The following is a 24,175-nucleotide window of genomic DNA, read 5'->3' as shown; positions in this document are numbered from 1 at the left end:
TTCATGGGTTTGCGGGTCCAATCCGCGCGGTGCTGGCATATGTGCCGAAAACCAACTAAAGGGAATTGAAATGGTATCTACAGAGTTCGAAGCACGTCGACGTTCGGTATTTTCTTGGGGGACGCTGGCCAAGCTGGGCCTGACGGCAGCATTCTTCTTGTGGTTCTACCTGATATGGACCAGTACCGACGAATTGGAAAAGCGCTTGAATGCAACCGAGGATCCGTTTGCAGTGGCACATGCCTTACAGGCGGAATACAAGATGGAAGTGCAGGAATGGAAGAACCTGTTGTTGCGCAGCGCGGACCGTCCCAGTCTGGACAAGAACTGGCGCGCCTATGAGCAACAGTATCGCAAGGTCGCCGTTGCGGCAGAAGCAGGTCTGAAGCAGAGCGATGTCCGGGCGGTCAATGTGAAGCTGCAGTCTTTCATCGATGCGCATCAGGAGAACTATCTGCAGTACAAGAAGGAAAAGGAATCGTATGCGCAGTCCGGTTACGATCCGCGCAAGGCCGATTCGGAAGTGCGTGGGATAGACCGTCCGCTCATGGAGGTGCTCGAAGCCGCCGATGAGGAGATGCAGCATGAGAAAAAACTCATCAACGGGCGCATGATCGCGCAGGCGCGCAACCAGATCGAACAGAGTCTGATGGCTTTGATCCTGATGGTATTGGTTGTGGTCTGGCGAGCGAAGTTCTAGCGCGTTTGCCCAGCAGTAAAAACAAAGCCCGCGATCCGCGGGCTTTGTTGTTTTAACCGCTGTTGCGCAGTCCGGCGGCGATGCCGTTGATGGTGAGGTGGATGGCGCGCTTCACCTTCTCGTCGTCGTCACCGTTGCGGTGGCGATGCAGCAGCGATACCTGCAGGTGATTGAGCGGATCGATGTAGGGCGTGCGCGTGGTTAGGCTGCGCGCGAAGGTCGGGTTGTCTTCCAGCAAGTGCGTGGCACCGGTGATCTTGAATAGCATGTCCACCGTGTCTCGCCATTCCTGCTCGATCATGCCGAAAATCTTTTCGCGCAGTGCTTCATCCGGCACCAGTTCCGCATAACGCGAGGCGATGCCCATGTCGGTCTTGGAAAGTACCATGTCCATGTTGGACAGCAGGCCGCTGAAGAACGCCCAATCCTTGTGCATCGCGCGCAGCTGATTCAGGCCGTCTTGGCCTTCACGTTCGACGAACTTCTTGACCGCGCTGCCGAAACCGAACCAGCCCGGCAACAGCATGCGCGTGAGGCCCCAGCTGAACACCCAAGGGATGGCGCGCAGGTCTTCGATGCGGGCCATCGCCTTGCGTGAAGACGGGCGGCTGCCGATGTTGAGTTCGGCGATCTCGCGGATAGGCGTTGCGGCGAAGAAGAACTCGGTGAAACCCGGTGTCTCGTATACCAGCTTGCGATAGGCAGCGATGGCATCCAGGCTCATGGCTTCCATGATGCGCATGAACTCGGGATTGCCGTCCGCATTGTGCGGATAGTCCATCAGTGTGGCTTCCATGGTCGCCGCCACCAGGATCTCCAGATTGCGACGGCCGATCTCCGGGTCGGAATATTTGCTGGAGATGACTTCGCCCTGTTCGGTGATGCGGATCTGCGCGTTCACGCTGCCCGGCGGTTGCGCCAGGATGGCTTGGTAGCTGGGGCCGCCGCCGCGTCCGACGGTGCCGCCGCGTCCGTGGAACAGGCGCAGCTCGACATCGTGTTTGTTGAACACCTCGACCAGATCCAACTCTGCCTTGTACAACTCCCAGTTGGCGGTCAGATAGCCGCCGTCCTTGTTGCTGTCGGAGTAACCGAGCATGACTTCCTGGGTGTTGTTGCGGCTCTTCTTGAGCAGCTCGCGATACCAGGGCAGTGAGAACAGCGCATCCATGATGGCGCCGCCGCCGCGCAGGTCGTCGATGGTCTCGAACAGCGGAATGATGTTGACCTGCAGCTCGCCGTCTTTCAGCAGGCCGCTCTGCTGCAGCATCAGCGCGACCTCAAGTACATCGCTCACCGCATCCGCTTTGGAGATGATGTAGTTGGGCAGTGCATTGCAGCCGAAGCGGTTGTGGATGTCAGCGGCGGCTTGCATCAGTTGCAGTTCGCCGCGTACCGTGGGCGAGAACCCATCCAGTTCGGCGGAAAGTTGCTTGCCTGCCTGCAGGGCCGCAAGCAGGCTGGCGCGACGGACTGCTTCGTCCTGTTGGGCGTAATCGGTGATGCCGGCCTTGGCCAGCAATTCACTCACGACTTGCTCATGTACGGCGCTGTGCTGGCGCATGTCCAGCGGCGCCAGATGGAAGCCGAACACTTCTGCGGCCCGGCGCAGTTCGCCCATGCGGCCGCGCGACAGGTAGAACGCGCCATGCCGCTCCAGCGACTGGATGACGATGTCGAGTTCGGCGATGAATTCTTCCGCCTTGGCGTACGGCTGCACCGTCTTGGCGACAGGATGCAGGTGATGCACGCGATGCCCGAGGTGCTCGGTGGTGGCGACCAGCCGTGCATAGATGGCGAGCAGGGCGCGACGATAGGGCTCATCCTCGCGGCTCTCCGCCTGGTCAGGCGAGCGTTCGGCAAAGGCGGCCAGTTCCGGGCTGATGTCGACCAAGCGATCGGAAAGACTCAGGCGTGCACTGAGCAGATTGGTCTCGGACAGATAGTATTCGAGCGCGGTGGCGGAATGGCGCTGTGCCGCATCCAGCATCACTTCGTGCGTGACGAAGGGATTGCCGTCGCGGTCGCCGCCGATCCAGCTACCCACGCGCAGGAAAGGCGGCAGATCGAAGCGCTGGCCGAAGCTCTTCTCCAGCTGCTTCTCCATGTTGCCGTACAGTTTTGGGATCTCGCGCAGGAAGGTGTAGTCGTAGAACGACAGGCCATTGTTGACTTCGTCCTCGACCTTCAGCTTGGTTGTGCGCAGCATGCGCGTGCTCCACAGGATGAGCACGAAACGATGCAGGGTCTCTTCGTTCTCGTCGAGCTCTTCCGGTGTCATGTCCAGGCGGTCACGTTCAGCCAGCAATTTGGAGATGACGAGTTGGCAATTCAGGATGCTCTTGCGCTGCACCTCGGTGGGGTGGGCGGTCAACACCGGCGAGATCACTGCTTTGTCGAAGAAAGCGCGTACAGCATCTGCATCCAGCTTCTTCTCGTGGGCGTGATTCAGCACCAGCTGCATGCTGCCTTCCTGCGGACGCGAGCCGGCTTTCTGGTGGGCGCGGCGGCGGCGGTTGTGGTGCAGGTCTTCGGCGATGTTGGAAAGCTGCGAGAAATAACTGAAGGCGCGTACCACCAGCAGTGTATCTACCGGGGAAAGCTCATCCAGCATCTGCTCCAGTTTTTCGCCGTCGCGCTCATCCTGCGTCTTGCGGAAGGTCACGGCGGCGCGGCGTATGCTTTCGATCAGCTCGTACGTCTTGTCGCCTTCCTGTTCGCGCAAAGTGTCGCCGAGCACGCGCCCGAGTAAGCGGATATCTTCGCGCAAAGGTGCGTCTTTGCTGGAGATGCTGGTGGATGCTGCGATCAGATTTGTCTTCATCTTTTAATGTCGTCGGCGCAAAAGCGCGGCGCTCCTGATAGAATGCGCCGCGCTCATGAACTAAATAAATGCAAGGAAAACCAATGATTCAGGCTACGTTCACTCCTCCATCCCGTCTGGTGATCGCCTCGCGCGAAAGCGCGTTGGCCATGTGGCAGGCCGAACATATACGGGACAGACTGCGCGCATTATACCCGCAAACCACGGTCGAGATTCTCGGCATGACCACGCAGGGGGACCAGATCCTGGACGTCACTTTGTCAAAGATCGGCGGCAAGGGATTGTTTGTTAAGGAATTGGAGACGGCGCTTGAGAACGGCAGCGCCGACATCGCGGTGCATTCGCTGAAGGATGTGCCGATGAACCTGCCACAAGGCTTCGCGCTGGCCTGCATCGGCGAGCGTGAAGATCCGCGCGACGCATTCGTTTCCAACGATTTCGACAGCCTGCAATCCCTGCCAGCCGGCAGCGTGGTCGGCACCTCCAGCCTGCGCCGCGAAAGCCAGTTGCGCGCGCGCTTCCCGCACCTGAAGATCGAGCCGCTGCGCGGCAACGTGCAGACCCGCCTGCGCAAGCTGGACGAGGGCCAATACGCCGCCATCATCCTGGCCGCCGCCGGTCTCAAGCGGCTGGGACTGGGCGCGCGTATCCGCAACGAGATATCCAGCGAAGACAGTCTGCCCGCTGTGGGTCAGGGTGCCCTCGGCATCGAGACCCGCGCCGACCGCGCCGACCTGAAAGCGGTCCTCGCTCCGCTGCATCATGCCGACACTGCCGCCTGCGTGTTTGCCGAACGCGCCATGAGTCGCGCCCTGGCAGGCAGCTGTTCCGTGCCACTGGGCGGCTTTGCCGAAGTGCGGAACGGCAAGCTGCGCATGCGCGGCTTCGTCGCCACACCGGATGGTTCGCGACTGCTGCGTGCCGAACACATCGGCGACATCGCCCAACCCGAAGCGCTGGGTGATCTCGTGGCGCAAGACCTGCTCAAGCAGGGTGCGGGCGAGATCCTTGCCGCCCTGAATGGCTGACAGGCCTCTCGCCGGATTGACCATCGTCGTCACGCGCCCGCGTGATCAGGCGCACGGATTGGCGGCAAGTCTTCAGGCGCTCGGCGCCGATCCGCTCATGCTGCCCCTGCTGGAGATCGCACCGGCACCAGACCAGTCCGCGCTGCAGGCTTTCGTGCAACGCGCTGCCGGCTATCAACTACTCATCTTCATCAGTCCGAACGCTGTTAGTTATGGCATGGCTGCACTGCATTGCATCCCGGCGGGGATGCGTGTTGCCGCCGTAGGCCAGGGAACTGCCAAGGCTTTGCGCAAGCATCAGGTCGAACAAGTGATCGTGCCGGGCGAGCGTTTCGATAGCGAAGGTTTGCTGGCCTTGCCCGAATTGCAACAGGTGAAAGGCTGGCGTATCGCCATCCTGCGTGGCGACGGCGGACGCGAACTGTTGGGCGAGACGCTTGCATCGCGCGGTGCACAGGTCGAGTATGTGACCTGCTATCAGCGCCGCAAGGCCGATCTGGATGCTGAAGTCTGGCTGGCCGCACAGCCCGATGTCATCACCGTGACCAGCAGTGAAGCACTGGCGCACCTGTGGCAGGGGCTGGGCGAGACTGCAGCCACGCTGGCGCGGACTGCGACCTTGTTCGTGGCGCACCCGCGTATCGCCGAGATCGCACAATCGCAAGGCTGGCGGCAAGTGGTCACAGCGGCAGCCGGAGATGACGGGATGTGCGCGGGTTTGGTAGCATGGGCCGCACAGCACAGAAAGTGAGTCGAGCATGAGCGAAGAGACAGCATCCAATACGACCCCCACCCCGCAAGATAAAGGGATAGAGCCTCCTCGCGCCGCGCATGAGAGTCGTGTGACTTCGGTGGTGTCGCGCATGTCGCTCACCCAGCTCACGCTGGTGGCGCTGGCGGCGATCTTTATCTGGCAATGGCTGGATGCGCATAACCGCATCAATCAGCTGCAGGAGGTGGTCGCGCAGCGCTTGACTGAAGTGTCGGGCAGCAATCAGGCGAACCAGACCCTGCTGGCGCAAAGTCAGGAACAGGTGCGCGACCTCGGCGGCAAACTGAGTCTGCTGGAGAATCGCTTTGCCGAGACACAGGCACAGCGTGCGGTGCTCGATGCGCTCTATCAGGACCTCTCCAGCAATCGCGATGTCGGCGTGCTGGCGGATGTCGAACAGGCGCTGCTGGTGGCGGACCAGCAGTTGCAGCTATCCACCAATGTTAAAGCGGCATTGATCGCCATGCAGAATGCGGAAAGCCGTTTGCAGCGTCTGGACAGGCCGGGTCTGTCCGAGCTGCGCAAGCGTATCTTGCGCGACGTCGAACAGCTGCGCGCGCTGCCGGAGGTCGACCTGCCGGAATTGAACAAGCAACTGGAAGGCATCATCATCGCGGTGGACAAATTGCCGCTGGCGCAGGATGTGCGCCCGCCTGCCAAGGCGAAAGCGGTCGTGGCTGAGCCGGTGGAGGGGAATATGTGGCAACGTTTCTGGCATGAGTTGTGGCAGGAGTTGCGCCAGCTCATACGTATCGAAGATACCCGCCAACAGGAATTGCCGCTGCTGTCACCCGAGCAGTCCTTCTTCATGCGCGAGAACGTGAAGCTGCGTTTGCTGACGGCCAAACTGGCCATGATGACGCACGATCAGAACGGCTTCCGTCGCGAGCTGAAGACCGTGCAAGTGTGGGTGAACCGCTATTGCGATAACACGGCGCGCAGCACGCAACAGGTGCTGGAAGGTGTGCAGAAACTGTCTGCCGCTACTATCGCCGTCGACGTGCCGGATATCAGCCCCACGCTGGATGCCGTGCGCAACTATCGCGCCGCACAGGAGCGGAGCGCGAAATGAGATTCCTCTTCTGGTTGCTGGCATTGTTTGCGGTGGCGGCCGGATTCGCTGTGTTCGCCCGCAATCCCGGCTATGTGTTGCTGGTCTACGCCCCCTGGCGCATAGAGCTTTCGCTCACCATGTTCATACTGGCGCAACTGCTATTACTGGTGGGCGCATATATGTCATTGCGCCTGCTGCTCGGTGCACTGACCTTGCCGGACTTTGTGCGCCGCTTCCGTGCCGAACGCGCGCAGAAGAAGGGGCGTGAAGCCATGCTGGCAGCATTGACCGCCTATTTCGAGGGACGTTTCGCCGTGGCGGAAAAGGAGGCGGAACGCGCGATAGCACTCGGCGAGAGTACCTCGCTCAACGCCATCCTGGCGGCGCGTGCCGCGAACGAATTACGCCAGTTCGACAAACGGGATGCGCACTTGCGTTCGGCCCAGGGCAAGTCGCCCGGCGACGATACGCTGCGGCTGATGGCGCAGGCGCAGTTCGATCTGGAGCAGCGCCAGCCGCAAAAAGCGCTCGGCGCCTTGAAGGCTTTGCCGGGCAACGCACAACGCAAACATGTCGGCGCGCTGACGCTGGAACTGAAAGCGCAACAACAGGCGCGCAACTGGGATGCGGTGCTGGAAGTCGCCAACCAGCTCGAGAAACGCAACGACTCGCACCGGCCGATGGCCGAGCAGATGCGGCAGCAGGCTTGGCTGGAGAAACTGCGCGCCTGTGCGGAAGACGGCAAATCGCTGCGCGCGGTGTGGAAGAGTATGCCGGGCGAGTATAAGCATCTGCCGCGCATCGCTGCCGAAGCGGCACGCACCTTCATGCGTCTGGGTGAGTGCGCGATGTCGCGCAAATTACTGGCCGAGACACTGAACGCGGAATGGGACAGCGGGCTGGTCGCGCTATACGGGGATTGCCGCGAAGGCAGTGTGGTCGCGCAGATCGAACAGGCAGAAGACTGGCTGAAGGAACACCACGACGATGCCGGTCTGATGCTGACACTGGGCAAGCTGTGTCTGCATCAGGAGCTATGGGGCAAGGCGCAGAGCTATCTGGATGCCAGCATCAGTCTGCAACCCAGCCGCGATGCCTACACGGCCCTGGCGCATCTGGCGGAGAAACAGCAAAAGCCGGATGACGCCTTCAAGTACTACCAGCTGGCTACGCAGCTGGCGGAGTCGGGCTCTTCGGTGCGAAAGTGAACGCGTCGGAATAGAAAGCGCTGTTCGGCAGGCCGCGCTGCGCAGTGAAATCGCGGTAGGCCGCTTCCACCACCACCGGCGCGCCGCAGGCATACACATCGTAGCCGGACAGGTCGGCGAAATCCTCCAGTACCGCCTGATGCACGAAGCCGCCACGTCCTTCCCAGGCTTCATCGGAAACCACCGCCGTGAACTTGATGCCATGCGCTTCCCATGCACGGATCTTGTCCAGCATGTAAAGGTCGGCGGCTTTGCGCACGCCCCAGTACAGATGCATCTCGCGCTTGAAGCCGATCTTGATCGCATGTTCGACGATGGCTTTCACCGGCGCGAAACCCGTGCCGCTGGCTACGAACAGAATCGGTTTCTCTGAATCCTCGCGCAGGAAGAAGGTGCCGAGCGGGCCCTTGATGCGCAGGATGTCGCGCTCCTTCATGGTGTTGAACACATGCTCGGTGAATGTGCCGCCGGGAATGTAGCGCACGTGCAGTTCCAGCAGGCCATCGTCATGCGGCGCATTGGCCAGCGAGAAGCTGCGCGGCTTGTCGTCTTTCTGCAGGATGTCGATGTATTGGCCGGCGAGGAACTGCAAGCGCTCATTGGCAGGCAGCTTGAGGAAGATCGCCATCACATCGTCGGCCAGTTTTTCCATCTTCTCCACGCGGCACGGCAGCATCTTCACCGGGATGTCCTGCGCGCGCGTCACCTCGTGACTTTCTATCACCACGTCGGACAAAGGTTTGGCGCAGCAGAACAGCGCCATGCCCGCGGCCTTCTCTTCATCGGTCAGCGCATAAGACTGATGGTCGCCGAAATCGACCTTGCCTTCCAGGACTTTGCCCTTGCATACGCCGCATGCGCCGTTTCGGCAGCTATACGGCAGCACCAAGCCATGCTCCAGTGCAGCCTCCAGGATGGTCTCGCCTTCCGCAACGGGAAAGGTGTGCTGGCTGGGTTGTATCGTGGTCTTGAAGCTCATGGGGCGCATTCCGGTTTGAATAAAGGGCGCGATTTTAACGCATAATCACCCAATGACTAATCTGCTCCTTGTTGGAAGCGGGGATATCGCGCGGCGTCTGTTGCCTTTGCTGCGCGGCCACTACCGCCTCTACGCGCTTTTTCGTGACCCAAAGAAAATCGCCGACTGGCGGTCGGCTGGTGTGACACCACTGCTTGTCGATCTCGACGATAGGCCAAGTCTGGCGCGTATCGGCGGTTTGGCGGATATCGTGATCCATCTTGCCCCGCCGCTGCCGGGCGGCAGTCGCGACACGCGCACCACGCATTTGCTGGCAGCCTTGTCGCAAGGAAGATCGCCGCAGCGCTTCATCTATATCAGCACCAGCGGCGTGTATGGCGATTGCGGTGGGGGGGCAGTAGACGAGACGCGCCGCCTTGCGCCACAGAGTGCGCGGGCAGCATTGCGCGTGAGCGCTGAACGGCAAGTGCGCACGTGGGCAAGCCGCAACGGTGTCAACGCCAGCATCCTGCGCGTGCCGGGCATCTATGCCGAGGAGCGTCTGCCACTGGAAAGATTGCGCTCTGGCGCGCCCGCGATCGTTGCCGCAGAGGATAGCTACACCAACCACATCCACGCCGACGATCTGGCGCGCATCATCGTCGCCGTATTACGTCGTGGCAAAAACAATCGTGTGTATCACGCGGTGGATGATGACGAGATGAAGATGGGGGATTACTTCGACAGTGTGGCAGATGCCTATGGTCTAACGCGTCCGCCGCGATCGGCGCGCGCCGAGGTGCAGCGGGTGGTGTCGGCGGGGATGTGGTCTTTTATGGCGGAGTCCAGACGGATGAGTAACGTCAGGATGAAGAGGGAGTTGGGGGTGAAGCTGCTTTATCCGACGGTTGGGGATGCGCTGGAAAAATAATTTAAGCACAAGGAGTGCTTACTCGCCCCACTTCTCCATCAAAGTCTGTTCCACCCCCAGATGATCCAGTATCCGCGCCACCACGAAATCGACCATCGCCTGCACGTTCTGCGGATGATGATAGAAACCGGGATTGGGCGGCATGATCACCGCACCGGCATGCGCCAGTTTGAGCATGTTCTCCAGATGGATGGCGGAGAAGGGCATCTCTCTGGGGGCGAGGATGAGGGTGCGTTTTTCTTTGAGCATCACATCGGCCGCGCGGCAGATGAGGTCGTCGCTGATGCCGCTGGCGATCTTGCCCAGCGTACCCATGGTGCAGGGACAGACCACCATGCCGTCGCCGGGGTTGGAACCGGAAGCCATGGGGGCGTACCAGTCCTGGATACCGAATACTTTTAGCTCGCCGCTGAATGTGCCCAAGCGTTCCTTGAGCATCTGCTCGGCATCCTGCGGACGGCTGGGCAGGGTGAAGTCCAGTTCCTGTTTGGCGACGATCTGTGCGGCTTGTGAGTAAACGAGGTGCACGCGCTGTCCACCTTGCAGCAGGCATTCGAGCAGACGCATGCCATAGGGCAGGCCGGAGGCGCCGGTAAAGGCGAGGGTGATGGTCTTCATGACTGGCTTCCTGATACTTGTTTGCCATCATTATCCATGAATCGCGCCGCGACCAATCCGTTCACAGTACCGAACACCAGTGCCGCGGTGGCGAAGATGGGGATGAGGTAGGCGATGCCGCTGTGTGGGATGAGCCACAGGTAGACCACCGTCATCTGTCCGATGATGTGTGCGAAGGAGGCGAGCACACTATGGGTGACGGGGCCGAACAAGCGTTGCGGCAGGTGCATGGCGAGGGCGAGTACGGTCAGGCTGCACAGTGCGCCGCTCAAACTCAGAAAGAATCCGGGCGCAAGGAAGTTGCCGAACAGCAGGCTGCCGGCGACTACGCGCAGCAACGATACCCAGACCGCCGCACGCCAGCCGAATCGGGCCAGCACGATGAGGGTGATAATGTTGGCCAGCCCCGGTTTGACGCCGGGCAAGGGCGAGGGGATGGCGTTCTCCAGCACGGTGAGTCCGAGCGCGACCGCAGCCATCTTGGCGAGGTGGTGGTCATCGACGGTGGTGTTCAGCAGGATTCTGGAATTCCGCTGCTCCCCTGAATCCTGCTTGTCAGTAGTTGAGGCTGTCATATTTCTTCTGCCCGCCCGTCAGTTCCACGCTGACCTCGTTCGGCAGGCATATCGCTATCTCTCCAGATCGCTCCAGCCAACCCTGACGCACGCAATACTGTCTTGGGCTGGGGTCGCTGCTGATGCGCGCTTTGCCTTTTTCGATGGTGATGATGCTGGTGCCGAGCGGGCCGGGCACTCCGATATGCTGGTCGCGCGAGAGCGGGACTGCGCTGAATATCTTGCCGCCGCTACGGATGACGGCGGTGTCGGCGAGGCCGCCGTTCCAGACTTGGTTGCTGAGCAGGATGATGCAGAGTCCGCCAGCCAGCAGGGTGAGCCAGTCGCCCGGTCTCAGATCACGCAGGAAGGCGGCGGGCGGCTCATGAGAGTTCACGGTGGCGCACCAACACCTGCTGCTGTGAGTGGAAGTGGCGGGCAAGGCGCTCGGACAGATAAACCGAGCGGTGTTGTCCGCCGGTGCAGCCGATGGCGACGGTCAGATAACTGCGGTTGTCGGCGATGTAGTTGGGCAACCAGTCCTCTACGAAGCGGCGGATGTCGTCATACATCTTGTCGACCATAGCCGTGTTCTGCAGGAACTCGATCACCGGCGCATCGCGTCCGGTCAACGGGCGCAGCACGGGGTCGTAGTGCGGATTGGGCAAGCAACGAACGTCGAACACCAGGTCGGCATCCAGTGGGATGCCGTGCTTGAAGCCGAACGACTGGAACAGCAAAGTGAGGCGCGCGCGGTCGAGCCGGATGAATTGCTTGACCCAGGCGCGCAGGGCATTGGCCCCCAGTTCGCTGGTGTCGATGCGATGGCCGGTGCTGGCGATGCGGGTCAGCAGTTCGCGTTCGTAGGCTACACATTCCGGCAGTGTCCTCACGCCGTCATTCAGCGGGTGCAGGCGACGTGTCTCGGAGAATCGTTTTACCAGTGTGTCGGTCTGCGCATCGAGGAACAGCAGGTGCGCATCCAGCCCTTGGGATTTGAGCGAATCGATGTGTTGCGGCAACGATTGCACGCTGCCGCCGCTGCGCACGTCAACGCTGACGCCGACGCGGGTGTTGCCGCTGTCGCGCAGATTCAGTATCAGGGCTGGCAGCAATTCGGCGGGCAGGTTGTCCACGCAATAGAAGCCGGCATCTTCGAGGGTCTTGAGTGCGACGCTCTTGCCCGAGCCGGACAGGCCGCTAATCAGAATAAGCTGCATGGCTCAGTCTCCGGAGAGTTGCTGTTCCTGTCGCGAGATGAATTCCTGCATGGTGTCGATACCGCGTTGTTGCAACACGAAGTTGCGCGCGGCGGCTTCGACCAGCACGGCGAGGTTGCGACCGGCCAGCACCGGGATCTCCACCTTGCTGATGGAGACGCCCAGTATGTCTTCCTGGCCGGACTGGGGCAGTCGATCGAGTTTGGACAGATCATCATGGGGCGGACGATACAGATGCACGATGAGTTTCAGACTCTTTTTGCGGCGCACGGCCGTCTCGCCGAACATGGTGCGGATGTTCAGGATGCCCAGCCCGCGTACTTCCAGCAGGTCGCGCAGCAGATCGGGGCAGCGGCCTTCCAGTGCCTCGGGCGAGATACGGAACAGGTCGACGATGTCATCGGCGACCAGACCGTTGCCACGGGTGATCAGTTCCAGTGCCAGTTCGCTCTTGCCCACACCGCTGTCGCCCGTGATCATCACGCCGACGCCAAGAACGTCCAGGAACACGCCGTGGCGCGAAGCGGAATCGGCCAGCGCCTTGACCATGTAGTGGCGCACCATCCACATCAGGTGCACGCTGCCCAGCGGCGAATGGAACAGCGGTGTTTCGGTACGGTTGGCGAACTCGATCAGACCTTTGGGGATCTCGGTCTCGCCGGCGACGATCAGGCACGAAGGTTTCTGCCGGTCCAGTGCGGCGAGCGAGGTTGCCAGGTCGGCAGGGGAGAGGTCATGCAGGTAATCCAGTTCGGTGTTGCTCAACACCTGTATCCAGTTCGGATGGACCAGGTTCAGGTGGCCGATCAGCCCCCAGTTGGAGGCGCTGACGGCTTCACTCTCGAGTGTGCGTTCAGAGCCGTCACCGGCGACCCAGGTGAGCCCGAGGCGTTCCTGTTTGTCGCGGAACAGCTGACGGATATTGACCTGGGCCACGGCGGATCAGGCGTTCCAGTCGTTGAACAACTGATGCATCTCGGTCGGGTCGTCGGTCGCTTCCAGACGATCACGGAATGATTGTTCGCTGAACATCTGGGCCAATTCGCCCAGTATCTGCAGGTGCAGGTCGGTGGCGCGCTCGGGCACCAGCAACACGAAGATGAATTTAACCGGTAGACCATCCGGTGCATCGAACGGGATGGGGGTTTGCATCTTGACGAAGGCGGCTGCCGCGTCGCGCAGGCCCTTGACGCGACCATGCGGGATCGCCACGCCTTGCCCCAGTCCGGTGGAGCCCAGTTTCTCGCGGGCGAACAGGCTGTCGAACACCTGGCTGCGCGCGATGCCCAGAGTATTCTCGAACAGGATGCCCACGTGTTCGAAGACGCGTTTCTTGCTGCCGGACTCGCTGTCCAGCATCACGCAGTCGGGGGCCAAAATCTTGCTGATTAGACTCATGCTGATTCACCAAATTAAAACGAGGCAGCGTTTGTCGCTGCCCCGTTCGGTTTACTCTGCTGCTTGATGTTTGCCCGAATCGTCATGGCGACGTGCTTCGAACTTCTCCTTGTGCTTCAGTACCTGACGATCCAGTGAATCGATCAGGGCGTCGATAGCGACGTACAGGTTGCCGTCTTCGGACTCTGCAAACAGCGTCTTGCCGCTGATGTTGAGCGTGGCTTCGGCTTTCTGCTGCAGTTTTTCGACGGAGAGGATGACGTTCACGTCGATCACATTGTCGAAATGGCGTTTGACCTTGTCCAGTTTGCCGATCACATGTTCGCGGATCGCAGGAGTGATCTCCATGTGGCGTCCTGTGAGATTGAGGTTCATAGCCTGCTCCTTTATGGTTAGAGTGATTTACGAAGGTTGACCGGGAGTATGTTCATGGATTCCCGGTATTTTGCCACGGTACGGCGGGCGACGATAATGCCCTGCTGTGCCAGGATTTCTGACATGCGGCTATCGGACAGCGGCTGGCGAGTATCTTCCTCGCTCACCATCTGTTTGATAAGTGCCCGGATGGCGGTGGAGGAACAAGCCCCCCCCGCATCGGTAGCCAGGCCGCTGCCAAAGAAATACTTGAATTCGTAGATGCCGCGCGGTGTGAGCATGAACTTCTGCGTGGTCACGCGCGAGATGGTGGATTCGTGCAGTTCGAGCTGTTCGGCGATCTCGCGCAGCACCAGCGGCCGCATGGCGATGTCGCCGTGTTCGAAGAACTGGCGCTGACGCTGCGCGATGGCCTGCGCCACGCGCAGGATGGTCTCGAAACGCTGCTGCAGGTTCTTGATGAACCAGCGTGCTTCCTGTAATTGGGTCGCCATGCCCTGCGCACTGGCATCGCCGCGCTGCTGCAGGATGTTGGCATACACCTGATTGATGCGCAGGCGCGGCATGGCTTCCGGGTTCAGTCGCGCTTTCCAGATGCCGCCCACCTTTTCCACCAGCACATCGGGCACCACATAGTCGGCCGCGCGATGCTCGAAGGCCATGCCGGGCTTCGGTTGCAGATGCACGATCAGATCCTGCGCGGTGCGCAATGCATCATCATCGCAGCGCAACAGGCGTTTCAGCTTGGCAAAGTCGCGTGCGGCCAGCAAGTCCAGATGCTCGCCGACGATGCGCAAAGCCATATCCCGTCCCGGAACATCCTCTGGGATGGCTTGCAGTTGCAGCGTCAGGCATTCGCGCAGATCGCGCGCGCCGATACCGGGCGCATCCAGATGCTGCAACTGCACCAGCGCGGTCTCCAGATCGTCCAGCGTGATATCCAGCTCGGCGGGGAAGATCTCGAAGATCTCTTCCAGCGGCTGCGACAGATAAGCGTTCTCATCCAAAGCGTCGATGAGCAGACCGATGATCTTCTTGTCGCGCGCGTCCAGCAGGCACATGTTCAATTGCCACAGCAGATGCTCGCGCAGGTTGGGGCGTTCGGAAGCGACTTCCTGATAGCCGTCGTCCTCATCATCCGGACTGGCACTACTGGCGTGACTGAAGTTGGCTTCGCCCCATTCGGGCGGGCTGTCTTGGGCGGTGTTTTCGGATGTGGCGGACTCGGGACTCTCCTGTGCAGGTGCCTGGGCATCGCTGCTGCCGCTATAGGTCTGGTTGGCGTTATCGTCTATCCGTTCCAGCAACGGGTTCTCGTCCAGCAAACGCGCAGCTTCCTGATTGATCTCCAACGTCGAAAGCTGCAGCAGCTTGATGGCTTGCTGCAACTGCGGCGTGAGCAGGAGCTGTTGGGATTGGCGGAGTTGGAGAGCGGGTTTCATCTTGGGTGTTTGGTGTCGGACGGCGCTTCTTATAGCTTGAAGTTCTCGCCCAGATACACCTTCCTCACGCCCTCATTATAGATGATTTCCTCCGGCGTGCCTTCCGCCATCACCGATCCGGCATTGATGATGTAGGCGCGGTCGCAGATGCCCAGTGTCTCGCGCACGTTGTGGTCGGTAATCAGCACGCCGATGTTGCGTTCCTTGAGGAAGCGGACGATCTTCTGTATGTCCAGCACGGCGATGGGGTCTACGCCGGCAAAAGGCTCGTCCAGCAGGATGAAGCGCGGGTCGGTGGCCAGCGCGCGCGCGATCTCGACGCGACGACGCTCGCCACCGGACAGGCTGATCGCCGGATTGTTGCGGATGTGGGTGATGTGCAAATCGTTCAACAGGGCTTCAAGACGCTGCGCTTGATCTTCCGGTGAATAGTCGTGCAGCTCGAGTACGGCCTCGATGTTCTGGCTGACCGTCATGCGCCGGAAAATGGAGGCTTCCTGCGGCAGATAGGCCAGCCCCAGTCGTGCGCGTCGATGGATGGGCAGATGGGTGACCTTTTCGCCGTCTATGGTGATCTCTCCGCCGTCGGCAGCGACCAGGCCGACGATCATGTAGAAGGTGGTGGTCTTGCCCGCGCCGTTCGGCCCCAGCAGGCCGACCACTTCGCCACTGCTCACATGCAGCGATGCATCCTGCACCACAGTACGGGAACGGTAGGTCTTTTTCAGGGATTCGGTACGGAGTTCGCTCATATCATTGTCTTTGCGTGGCTGGAGGCGACAAGGTCTCGCTGGGCTGTATGGTCAGCGTGCTTGTCGGCTTGGGTGTTTCCGTGGGCTTGTCGCGCTTGGGTTGCAATACGGCCCGTACCCGGTCGTTGCCGGTCTTCTGCGAAGCATCATCCCCGCGCGCTCTGAACACTTCCGTCTTGGTGCTGTAGGTGATGTGCGCGCCCTGGACTTCGTCCTGTCCGCGCTTGACGCGGGCCCGGTCGTAAAAGTCCACTGTTTCAGCGCGTGTGTCGTATTCGATCCGTTCGCCATAGCCTTCAGCATACTCTTCGCTACCTTCATAGCGCTGGCGGAATTTGGCCGGATGCCCGGTGGCGGTGAGATGCTGATAGCCTTCCTTGTCCTCGCGGACTTCGATGCGATCGGCGTGGATGTTCAAAGTGCCCTGGATCAAATGCACGCGGCCCTCAAAGCTTTTGAATTGGCGCGCGTCGTCTATCAGCACTTGGTTGGCTTCCAGATGTACCGGTTTGTCACGGTCTGCCTGTTCCGCCAGCGCGTTGTGGGCGCAGAGCAATAGCGGTATGAGCAGTAGCAGGGGCTTAGTCTGATTTTTCATGGACTGCTCTCACTTGTTGCAGGAATTTCACGGTGCGTGCTTCGTTATTCAGCTCCATGCCGACGGCATTGATGTTGTTATACCGGTCGAACATCAATACCGGAAAATCCGTCTCTGCCCAACCATCGTCCGGCAGCACGCGCAGATAGTCGGTATTGAAGTGTTGATCCTGCGTCGGCAATTTCCCCGGCCGAAATATGCGGACATCATCGTGCAGATGGATCTCTTCGCCCTTGCTGCTGAGCATGCCGCTTTGCGCATCGATCCTGGTGGGGGGCTGATCCTTAAAGAAGCTGGTCAGGGTCGGGTTTTGCAGGTGTGTGGTGTCATCGTCCGGGTAGTGCCACATCTTCTCGGTGATAAGCGTGAAGCGAGCCTGCCCTTCCGTATTCAAGGCGGTCGAGCGCAAGCCGTACACCACGAAATCGACATCGTGCCGCTGGGCGCCGGTGGAGGGTTCTACGGGTTTGACTTGCAGGTTCAGCCAGTAACTGCCGAACAGCAGGCCCAGAACGGGCAGTAGTGGCAGCCAGGCCCGCAAACGATTGACGAAGGAGAGGCGGCTCATCGTTCCAGATAAGGGGCGAGTTGCACCTCAAGCGAGCCCTGTGCCGACATGATCAATTCGCAAACCTCACGCACGGCACCGTTACCACCGGCACGCTGGCTTACATAATCGGCACGATCGCGCACGCATTGCGGCGCATCGGGGACGCTGAACGAGACGCCGACACGGAGCATCACCGGCAGGTCGATCACATCGTCGCCCATGAATGCGGTGGATTCGGGTGGGAGATTCAGGTCGGACAGCAGTGATTGCATCGCCGCATATTTGTTTTCCACACCCTGATAGAGCCGCGTGATGCCCAGGTTCTTGGCGCGCAGTTCGACACAGCGCGAGGTCCGGCCGGTGATGATCGCGAGTTCCACGCCGCTTGCCTTGAGCATCTTCAGGCCGTGCCCGTCCAAGGAGTTGAAGCGTTTGAACTCTTCGCCGGAATCGGAAAGGTACAGCCCGCCGTCGGTCAGCACCCCGTCCACATCGAAGGCGATCAGGCGCAGCGGTTTGATTCTCTCTGTCAGCGACATCAGATGACTTTCGCTTTCAGCAAGTCATGCATATTCAGCGCGCCGAGCACCTTCTTGTTCGCATCGACCACCAGCAACTGGGTGATGTTGTACTGCTCCATCATCTGCACGGCTTCGACCGCAAGCGCATCGGGGCTTACCGTACGCGGTGTTTTCGACATGACCGTGCTGACCGGTGTGGTGTTGAAGTCCAGCTTCTTCTCCAGTGTGCGGCGCAGGTCGCCGTCGGTGTAGATGCCCAGCAGTTTATGGTGCTCGTCCACGATGCCGGTCATGCCCAAGCCCTTACGTGAGATCTCCAGCACGGCCTGGGCCAGAGTCGCGTCTTCGCGCACCATGGGGATGCTGGCATGGCTATGCATGATGTCGCGCACATGGGTGAGCAGGCGTCGTCCGAGACTGCCGCCCGGATGCGAACGGGCGAAATCCGCTTCGCCGAAACCTTTGGCATCCAGCAAGGCGACGGCGAGCGCATCGCCCAAGGCCAAGGCGGCTGTGGTGCTGGCTGTTGGCGCCAGGCCCATAGGGCAGGCTTCTTGCGCGACTGCGCCATTCAGATGCACATCCGCTTCGAGTGCAAGGCTGGAGCGGGGATTGCCGGTCAGGCTGATGAGTTTTGCGCCTTGGCGCTTCAATACCGGCACGATAGTTAGCAACTCTTCGCTTTCGCCCGAGTAGGAGATGCCGATGAACACGTCATCCTGCGTCACCATGCCGAGATCGCCGTGGCTGGCCTCGCCCGGATGGACGAAATAGGCCGGTGTGCCGGTGCTGGAGAAGGTGGCCGCGATCTTGCGTGCGATATGCCCGGACTTGCCCATGCCGCTCACGATCACCCTGCCCTTGCAGGCGAGGATCAGGTTAATGGCGTTGAGAAAGTTCGAGTCGATACGATCGACCAGCGCTCTGACGGCGTCGGCTTCTATGGTCAGGACGCGGCGCGCAAGTTCGAGCGCGTGCGGGGCGGCGGGAGCGGGTTTGTTCATGGCGTGAATTATAGGTGAACAACCCAGTCGTGTCTTTGCCGCATCCATGCTGCGAACGATTTTGAAACTTGCAAGAGTTAGGGCATCATCAGACGCATGAACGATTCGTTACAACTCCTGCTCATTTTGCTCGCCGTTGCCGTGCTGGTGGTGGTGCTGTTCCGTTCGCTGCATCTGCCCGCCATGCTGGGCTATCTCATCGTTGGCGTGCTGATCGGCCCGCATGCGTTGGGCTGGATCCCCGATGCACCCGAGACCAGGCATCTGGCCGAGTTCGGCGTGGTGTTCCTGATGTTCAGTATAGGTCTCGAATTCAGCCTGGCCCGCTTGCGGTCGATGCAGCGTCTGGTGTTCGGCTTGGGTACGGCGCAAGTGGTCGCCACCATGTTGCTGGTCATGCTGACTTCCACCTTCTTCGATCTTGGCTGGGCGGCTGGGCTGGCGCTGGGCGGCATCATGGCCATGTCCTCGACGGCTATCGTCAGCAAGATGCTGGTTGAGCGCGCCGAACTCAACACGCCGCACGGCCAGAAGATCATGGGCGTGCTGCTGTTCCAGGATCTGGCCGTGGTGCCGCTCATCATCCTGATCCCGGCCTTGGCGTCGCAGGACGGCAATCTCTCTTCCACGCTGGCCTATGCGGCATTGAAGGCGATCCTGGTGCTGACCGTGCTGCTCACCTTTGGGCAGCGCTTGCTGCGACCATGGTTCCATCTGGTCGCGCGCCAGAAATCCTCCGAACTGTTCATGCTGAACGTGTTGCTGTTCACGCTCGGCTTGGCCTGGATCACCGAGTTGAGTGGTCTGTCCATGGCGCTGGGCGCCTTCGTGGCGGGCATGCTGATCTCCGAGACCGAATACCGTTATCAGGTGGAAGAAGACATCAAACCGTTCAGAGATGTGTTGCTCGGTCTGTTCTTCGTCACCATCGGCATGATGCTGGATATGCAAGCGCTGATAGAAGGTTGGGGTTGGATATTGCTGTTGCTGCTCATTCTGGTGCCGTTCAAGGCGCTGGTGGTTGCGCTGCTGGTGCGTTCGTTCTCGGGGGATTGGGGGCCGGCGTTGCGCACCGGTCTCGGCTTGGCGCAAGCGGGCGAATTCGGCTTCGTGTTGCTGACGCTCACCGGCGGGGCCAATCTTCTGCCGCATGACGTGATGCAGAACGTGTTGGCCGCCATGCTGGTCTCCATGATGATCGCCCCCTTCCTGATCCAGCATGCCGAGTCCATCGTGCGCCGCATCTCGCCGGAAGAATGGATGAACAGTGCCATGCAGATGCATCAGATCGCTGTCCAGAGCATGAGCACCAACCAGCATGTCATTATTTGCGGGTACGGACGCAGCGGGCAGGCGTTGGCGGCGTTCCTGAAGAACGAAAAAGTGAGCTTCATCGCGCTCGACCTGGATTCGCGCCGTGTGCACGAGGCCAGTTCATCGGGAGAACGCGTCGTGTACGGCGACGCCGCCAAGCATGAAGTGTTGCAGGCGGCGGGGCTGATGCGTGCCAAGGCTTTGGTCATCACTTACGACGACAAACATTCTGCGCTGAGGATATTGCGCCATATCCAGCAAGGCCGCCCTGATCTACCGGTTATCGTGCGCACGTCCGATGACAGTAATGTCGAGATCCTCAAGAAGGCCGGTGCCACGGAAGTGGTGGCGGAGGTGCTGGAAGGCAGCGTCATGCTCGCCTCGCAGGCGTTGTTGATGGCCGGTATCCCGCTCAGTCGCGTAGTGCGACGTGTACAAGAGGCGCGTGCCAAGCGCTACAGTATGTTCAGCGGTTATCTGCGCGGCAATCGCGATGAGATCGGTGAAGAAACAGACAGCATCCAGCCGCGCTTCCAGAGTGTCATGCTGCACGAGCAAGACAAGGCGGTCGGGATGCGCTTGGGCGACCTGAAGCTTTCTGAATTCAACATCGAAGTCAACGGCGTGCGCCGTCACAACCTGCTGGGCGGTGAGCCTTCAGATGATATGCTGCTGCGGGCGGGTGATGTGTTGATGTTGCTGGGGCAGCCGATGATGCTGGAGGCTGCGGAGAAAAGATTGCGGCAGGGGTGATGCGTGCAAGGCTATCTGAACCGAGCCTTCAGACGCTCAGGCAAGCCAGATAGAAATCGCGTTCGATGATGTTGCTTGACGCAATCGGCTCGCCACCACTGTTCGCATGAGAGACCAACATCGAACCTTTGGCTGTATAACCATCGTCCAGCATCATGTCCAATTGCTTCACTAGGCGCCCCGAGATGTTGTCGGAGCAGATGATGTATCCGCCGCCCATGCCGCTGATGGGCGCGTTGCTGATGTCGGTGACGCCCAGACTTCCTCCTGACGTGTTGAGCGGCACATAGCCGCTCGCCTCGGCGTTCACCACCCCCTGCAAAAATCCCGCCAAGCGAACATGTTGCCAGAGGAAGAACGATTCGCTCAGATAGGTATTCAGATCGCCCTCGATACGCAGATTGCCGTTGCCGTTCTGTATGGATATAGAGGTCGGCGACAGGTTCGCGGATGCTGCGGAGTCATCACCCGGCAAAGCGCGGAAGCGATCCTGATAGCCAAACAGCGCCACTTGAATGTCGCGGAAGTCGTTGGCGAGGCTCTTTGCGCGTGAGTTATCCACCAGCTCCCTGCCTTTGATCGTCAATGTGATGAGCAGTCCGATGATCGCCATGACGATGGCGATCTCTATCAAAGTGAAGCCGGATTGTTGGCGTTGCATGGGTTGGTTGTTCCTTGGCCATTAGCTATGGGTAGACATTAGCAGAAACCATGCCAATAGCATGGTCGTCCGTTATTGGTCTGAAACATCTATGGGCTGGCATTTGGTGAGTGTGGCGACGATACGTCGACATTCGGCGACGAGAAATGGCCAGGGATAGGGCGTAAAAAAGCCCGCCGATTAGGGCAGGCTTTTTTGCGGGGCTTTTATAGGTGTGAGGCGATTAGAATCCCATGCATACATTGTATGGGGAGTCATCTCCTATGCTTGCTGTTGCAGTTGCTGCAGTAGTTCCGCTGACTGCGGTCATCATGGAGCCGGCTGCAGTATTCCCATCGTCCATTGCGATATCAAGTTGCTTTGCGAATTTCCCAGGTACGCTGGCGGAGCAGACTATGTAGCTTCCGCGCAAGCCAACAATTGGATTGTTGGCTGAGCTATTGGTGACGCCGATAGACCCGCCGATGGTGTTGGTGGGAATGTAGGCGCTATCGGCGGTGGTGGTGGTGCCCGGTGCGATTCCTGCCAAGCGGATATGCTGCCAGAACTGGAACGACTCGCCGGATGATGCGTCCCAAGCGCCACCAATGACGCCATTGCCGTCACCGTTTGTGATGGTGACGGTGACTCCAGAAACTGCCAAGTGAGTTTGCGCTGCTTTGTCATCGCCAGGAAGAGCGCGATATTTGTCTTGATAGGCATATATGTAAATGGGCACGTTCTTGAAGTCAGTGGCCAGATTCTTAACCTTCGCGCTATTGATCAGCTCTTGCCCCTTCAGCACGCCGCCGAGCAGCAGGCCGATAATCACCAGAACGATGGCGATTTCAATTAGAGTAAAGCCGGATTGTTTTTGCTTCATTGTGTTTCCTCCAGTGGGTGATAGTTGGGTTCACGTTGCGCTAGACTGCGCGTATTCGAAACCCTGATAGCAATAGCTATCGCCTGCATAACTGATACAGCAAATAGCATGCCATCGTTCCGGCGTATGCGATTTAGTGTGCTTTATATATAAAAAACAATTCAGTGGCAAATATATTTCATCAATTAGGTGAGCGATGAAGCAAGTTCCGAAGATCGGCCGTCGAGGAATCGACGCAATGGTGACGAGATGACGACATTCAGCCCTGCGCACTGGGCGCGTTCAAGCCGCTGGCTATCGCTGCTTATGCTGGTGATGTTGCATGCGGCCTTGTGGTTGGGTATCGACAACATCTGGGCGCGCCCGCTATTGCTGGCCCATCTGGGCGTGTTTCTCGTTTGGCAGCCGTTGTGGCGCAGCGAAACGCGCTTGAGTTGGGGGAATTCGCTGTTCATCCTCGGGGTGAGCTTGGCCGCGCTCACATGGTTGAATTGGTGGATATTGGCATTTTGGGTCGGCGGGCTGTTTGCTTTGGTGGGCGCGCGTGCTTTCTCTTTCTATGCGCGCTGGCAGCGCATCTATCATCTGTTGGTCATGGCGTATCTGCTGGCGGTGCTGCTTCTGTATATCACGCCGCATCTGTTCGATCTTCCTGCCTTCGATGAGGTGACGCGTAATCTGATGACTGTCGCGCTGCCCTTGATGTTGGCTGTGATGGCGCTCATTCCAGTCGAGCGCGAAAAGCCGAATGCGGTGCAGGCTATCGACTTCTTCTACGTGCTGCTGCTGTTCACCTTGCTTACGGTGCTGGTGCTGGGCACGCTGGCTTTCATGACGCTGAACCAGGTCGGATATCTGGATGCGTTGTTGCGAACTTTGTTTGTGATTGCGGTCGCGTTATTCGTTCTGGGCGCTCTTTGGCATATGGACTTTGGACCATTCGGATTGCAGAGCAGCTTTTCCCGATACGTGCTTTCCATCGGCACACCGTTGGAAGTGTGGCTTAAACAATTGGCGGCGGATGCGCAGCGGGATAGCGGTCCGCGCGAGTTCCTTGAAAGTGCAACCGAACATATGATCGAGATGCCCTGGATGCTCGGGATGGCATGGGTATCGGCAGAAGGACATGGCACTTTGGGCAATGCCAGTCCGCACCGGGTCGAGCTGGCTGATGAAGATCTGAACATCACCCTGTTCACCAGGCAGGCTGTCGCGCCGACCGTGTTGCTGCATATGCGGCTGCTGGTACAAGTGCTGGGCTATTTCTATCAGGCCAAGCGGCGCGAACAGCGTCTACGCGAAATGACCCGGCAACAGGCTATCTACGAAACGGGTGCGCGTCTGACGCATGATCTAAAGAATATGCTGCAATCACTGTTCGCCCTTGCATCCATTGCGCAAAGCGAACCGGCAAGGGCGCAGCCCATCTTGCAGCAGCAGTTGCCAGTGCTGTCGCAGCGCATCGAGGCATTGCTGGGAAAACTCAAAGCCCCCACGCCGGAGACCGAATCCCGAGAGATCGAATTGATGACATGGTGGGAAGAGCTGTGTCAGCGCTATGCGCATCGCGATATCGAGTGGAAGCTCGAGCATGAGGGCGAACGGCCTGCCTTAAGGATACCTGCGGAGATGTTCGACTGCGTGGCGGACAACCTGATCGAAAATACGCTGAACAAACGTTTGCGTGAGCCTGCGCTGCATGTCCGGGTCAGTCTGGATGCCAGATCGCCGTCGTTGCGCGTGAGCGATGACGGAAGTGCGATACCTTCAGCTTATGCACAAAAGCTGTTGCGAACGGTGGTGCCATCAGAGGATGGCTTGGGGGTGGGCTTATATCAAGCATCAAGATGGGCGCGGCAGAACCATTACAAAATGCAGCTGCGGGAAAATCAACCGGGCAACGTGACCTTCGAGCTCTCGCCCGATGCGTAAGGGGTTGGTATAGGGTTGTTGCAATATTGCAACACATGCCAACAAAGCTTTGACACGCTCTTCACGTTTTCTTTATTGTGCGTCCCCATGGTTGAGAGGGTATGAAACCTTCCTGCCATCTAAGGGTAATTTCCAAATCAACGAGG

General features: G+C 59.5%; 25 protein-coding genes. 8 read left to right on the top strand and 17 right to left on the bottom strand.

The window, feature by feature from the left end; genetic code table 11:
- Positions 1-70: 70 nt before the first annotated feature.
- On the top strand, positions 71-700 hold the full coding sequence (locus ACYCZ5_RS11740) for a hypothetical protein (protein WP_461544988.1): 630 nt from the start codon (positions 71-73) through the stop codon (positions 698-700).
- 52 nt (positions 701-752) lie between these two features.
- Here the strand turns inward: ACYCZ5_RS11740 and ppc are convergent, their stop codons facing one another.
- Positions 753-3,524, bottom strand: coding sequence for a phosphoenolpyruvate carboxylase (gene ppc, locus ACYCZ5_RS11735; protein WP_461544987.1), 2,772 nt, complete (start codon positions 3,522-3,524; stop codon positions 753-755).
- 83 nt (positions 3,525-3,607) lie between these two features.
- Between ppc and hemC the strand changes: the two genes are divergently transcribed.
- The 4 genes from hemC to ACYCZ5_RS11715 are packed head-to-tail and all read left to right on the top strand — an operon-like array spanning position 3,608 to position 7,586.
- Positions 3,608-4,552 carry a hydroxymethylbilane synthase gene (hemC, locus tag ACYCZ5_RS11730; protein ID WP_461544986.1) on the top strand — a complete coding sequence of 315 codons (945 nt, stop codon included), beginning with the start codon at positions 3,608-3,610 and terminating at the stop codon, positions 4,550-4,552.
- Complete coding sequence (locus tag ACYCZ5_RS11725) at positions 4,545-5,303, top strand: uroporphyrinogen-III synthase (RefSeq protein ID WP_461544985.1); 759 nt, start codon at positions 4,545-4,547, stop codon at positions 5,301-5,303. Before hemC ends, ACYCZ5_RS11725 begins: the two co-directional genes overlap by 8 nt.
- Positions 5,304-5,310: 7 nt before the next feature.
- Positions 5,311-6,396: a uroporphyrinogen-III C-methyltransferase gene (locus tag ACYCZ5_RS11720; RefSeq protein WP_461544984.1), complete on the top strand. Its 1,086-nt coding sequence runs from the start codon at positions 5,311-5,313 to the stop codon at positions 6,394-6,396.
- Positions 6,393-7,586, top strand: coding sequence for a heme biosynthesis HemY N-terminal domain-containing protein (locus ACYCZ5_RS11715; RefSeq protein ID WP_461544983.1), 1,194 nt, complete (start codon positions 6,393-6,395; stop codon positions 7,584-7,586). The genes ACYCZ5_RS11720 and ACYCZ5_RS11715 overlap by 4 nt, the downstream gene beginning before the upstream one ends.
- Here the strand turns inward: ACYCZ5_RS11715 and ACYCZ5_RS11710 are convergent.
- On the bottom strand, positions 7,546-8,565 hold the full coding sequence (locus tag ACYCZ5_RS11710) for a CDP-6-deoxy-delta-3,4-glucoseen reductase (protein ID WP_461544982.1): 1,020 nt from the start codon (positions 8,563-8,565) through the stop codon (positions 7,546-7,548). The genes ACYCZ5_RS11715 and ACYCZ5_RS11710 overlap by 41 nt on opposite strands.
- 52 nt (positions 8,566-8,617) lie before the next feature.
- Between ACYCZ5_RS11710 and ACYCZ5_RS11705 the strand changes: the two genes are divergently transcribed.
- Positions 8,618-9,475 (top strand): SDR family oxidoreductase, encoded by an 858-nt coding sequence (locus ACYCZ5_RS11705; RefSeq protein ID WP_461544981.1) that lies wholly within the window; start codon positions 8,618-8,620, stop codon positions 9,473-9,475.
- Positions 9,476-9,493: 18 nt separating this feature from the next.
- Here ACYCZ5_RS11705 and ACYCZ5_RS11700 read toward each other — a convergent pair whose 3' ends face one another.
- Genes ACYCZ5_RS11700 through ACYCZ5_RS11640 form a run of 13 tightly spaced genes read right to left on the bottom strand, consistent with a single transcriptional unit; the run spans position 9,494 to position 18,507 of the window.
- Positions 9,494-10,093, bottom strand: a complete 600-nt coding sequence (locus ACYCZ5_RS11700; protein ID WP_461544980.1) for a flavin prenyltransferase UbiX — start codon at positions 10,091-10,093, stop codon at positions 9,494-9,496.
- Positions 10,090-10,668: a Gx transporter family protein gene (locus ACYCZ5_RS11695; protein WP_461544979.1), complete on the bottom strand. Its 579-nt coding sequence runs from the start codon at positions 10,666-10,668 to the stop codon at positions 10,090-10,092. The genes ACYCZ5_RS11700 and ACYCZ5_RS11695 overlap by 4 nt, the downstream gene beginning before the upstream one ends.
- Positions 10,649-11,044, bottom strand: a complete 396-nt coding sequence (locus ACYCZ5_RS11690) for a NusG domain II-containing protein (protein ID WP_461544978.1) — start codon at positions 11,042-11,044, stop codon at positions 10,649-10,651. The genes ACYCZ5_RS11695 and ACYCZ5_RS11690 overlap by 20 nt, the downstream gene beginning before the upstream one ends.
- On the bottom strand, positions 11,031-11,867 hold the full coding sequence (gene rapZ / locus ACYCZ5_RS11685) for an RNase adapter RapZ (protein ID WP_461544977.1): 837 nt from the start codon (positions 11,865-11,867) through the stop codon (positions 11,031-11,033). The genes ACYCZ5_RS11690 and rapZ overlap by 14 nt, the downstream gene beginning before the upstream one ends.
- Positions 11,868-11,870: 3 nt before the next feature.
- Complete coding sequence (gene hprK, locus ACYCZ5_RS11680) at positions 11,871-12,803, bottom strand: HPr(Ser) kinase/phosphatase (protein ID WP_461544976.1); 933 nt, start codon at positions 12,801-12,803, stop codon at positions 11,871-11,873.
- Positions 12,804-12,809: 6 nt separating this feature from the next.
- Positions 12,810-13,265, bottom strand: coding sequence for a PTS sugar transporter subunit IIA (locus ACYCZ5_RS11675; RefSeq protein WP_461544975.1), 456 nt, complete (start codon positions 13,263-13,265; stop codon positions 12,810-12,812).
- A 51-nt stretch (positions 13,266-13,316) separates the two neighbouring features.
- The gene (hpf, locus tag ACYCZ5_RS11670) at positions 13,317-13,640 is read right to left on the bottom strand and encodes a ribosome hibernation-promoting factor, HPF/YfiA family (protein ID WP_461544974.1); all 324 of its coding nucleotides are present in this window, start codon (positions 13,638-13,640) and stop codon (positions 13,317-13,319) included.
- A 17-nt stretch (positions 13,641-13,657) separates the two neighbouring features.
- Complete coding sequence (locus ACYCZ5_RS11665) at positions 13,658-15,082, bottom strand: RNA polymerase factor sigma-54 (protein ID WP_461544973.1); 1,425 nt, start codon at positions 15,080-15,082, stop codon at positions 13,658-13,660.
- Positions 15,083-15,111: 29 nt separating this feature from the next.
- A complete protein-coding gene (lptB, locus tag ACYCZ5_RS11660; RefSeq protein WP_461544972.1) occupies positions 15,112-15,834 on the bottom strand; it encodes an LPS export ABC transporter ATP-binding protein in 723 nt (240 codons plus the stop codon).
- 1 nt (position 15,835) lies between these two features.
- Positions 15,836-16,432: a lipopolysaccharide transport periplasmic protein LptA gene (gene lptA, locus ACYCZ5_RS11655; protein ID WP_461544971.1), complete on the bottom strand. Its 597-nt coding sequence runs from the start codon at positions 16,430-16,432 to the stop codon at positions 15,836-15,838.
- Positions 16,416-17,000 (bottom strand): LPS export ABC transporter periplasmic protein LptC, encoded by a 585-nt coding sequence (gene lptC / locus ACYCZ5_RS11650; protein WP_461544970.1) that lies wholly within the window; start codon positions 16,998-17,000, stop codon positions 16,416-16,418. The genes lptA and lptC overlap by 17 nt, the downstream gene beginning before the upstream one ends.
- Positions 16,997-17,521 carry a KdsC family phosphatase gene (locus ACYCZ5_RS11645; RefSeq protein WP_461544969.1) on the bottom strand — a complete coding sequence of 175 codons (525 nt, stop codon included), beginning with the start codon at positions 17,519-17,521 and terminating at the stop codon, positions 16,997-16,999. The genes lptC and ACYCZ5_RS11645 overlap by 4 nt, the downstream gene beginning before the upstream one ends.
- Positions 17,521-18,507: a KpsF/GutQ family sugar-phosphate isomerase gene (locus tag ACYCZ5_RS11640; RefSeq protein WP_461544968.1), complete on the bottom strand. Its 987-nt coding sequence runs from the start codon at positions 18,505-18,507 to the stop codon at positions 17,521-17,523. Before ACYCZ5_RS11640 ends, ACYCZ5_RS11645 begins: the two co-directional genes overlap by 1 nt.
- 96 nt (positions 18,508-18,603) lie before the next feature.
- On the opposite strand from ACYCZ5_RS11640, the gene ACYCZ5_RS11635 reads away from it, so the two are divergent.
- Complete coding sequence (locus tag ACYCZ5_RS11635; protein ID WP_461544967.1) at positions 18,604-20,574, top strand: cation:proton antiporter; 1,971 nt, start codon at positions 18,604-18,606, stop codon at positions 20,572-20,574.
- A 28-nt stretch (positions 20,575-20,602) separates the two neighbouring features.
- Here ACYCZ5_RS11635 and ACYCZ5_RS11630 read toward each other — a convergent pair whose 3' ends face one another.
- Together ACYCZ5_RS11630 and ACYCZ5_RS11625 are read right to left on the bottom strand one after the other, a co-directional pair.
- Complete coding sequence (locus ACYCZ5_RS11630) at positions 20,603-21,235, bottom strand: type II secretion system protein (RefSeq protein ID WP_461544966.1); 633 nt, start codon at positions 21,233-21,235, stop codon at positions 20,603-20,605.
- A gap of 223 nt (positions 21,236-21,458) precedes the next feature.
- Positions 21,459-22,097, bottom strand: coding sequence for a prepilin-type N-terminal cleavage/methylation domain-containing protein (locus ACYCZ5_RS11625; protein ID WP_461544965.1), 639 nt, complete (start codon positions 22,095-22,097; stop codon positions 21,459-21,461).
- A gap of 249 nt (positions 22,098-22,346) precedes the next feature.
- Between ACYCZ5_RS11625 and ACYCZ5_RS11620 the strand changes: the two genes are divergently transcribed.
- A complete protein-coding gene (locus tag ACYCZ5_RS11620; protein WP_461544964.1) occupies positions 22,347-24,029 on the top strand; it encodes a sensor histidine kinase in 1,683 nt (560 codons plus the stop codon).
- Positions 24,030-24,175 lie beyond the last annotated feature (146 nt).

The sequence above is a fragment of the Sideroxydans sp. genome (assembly GCF_054604835.1).
Note: the sequence above shows the minus strand (reverse complement) of the source record. Positions and strands in the feature narration are given on the sequence as shown.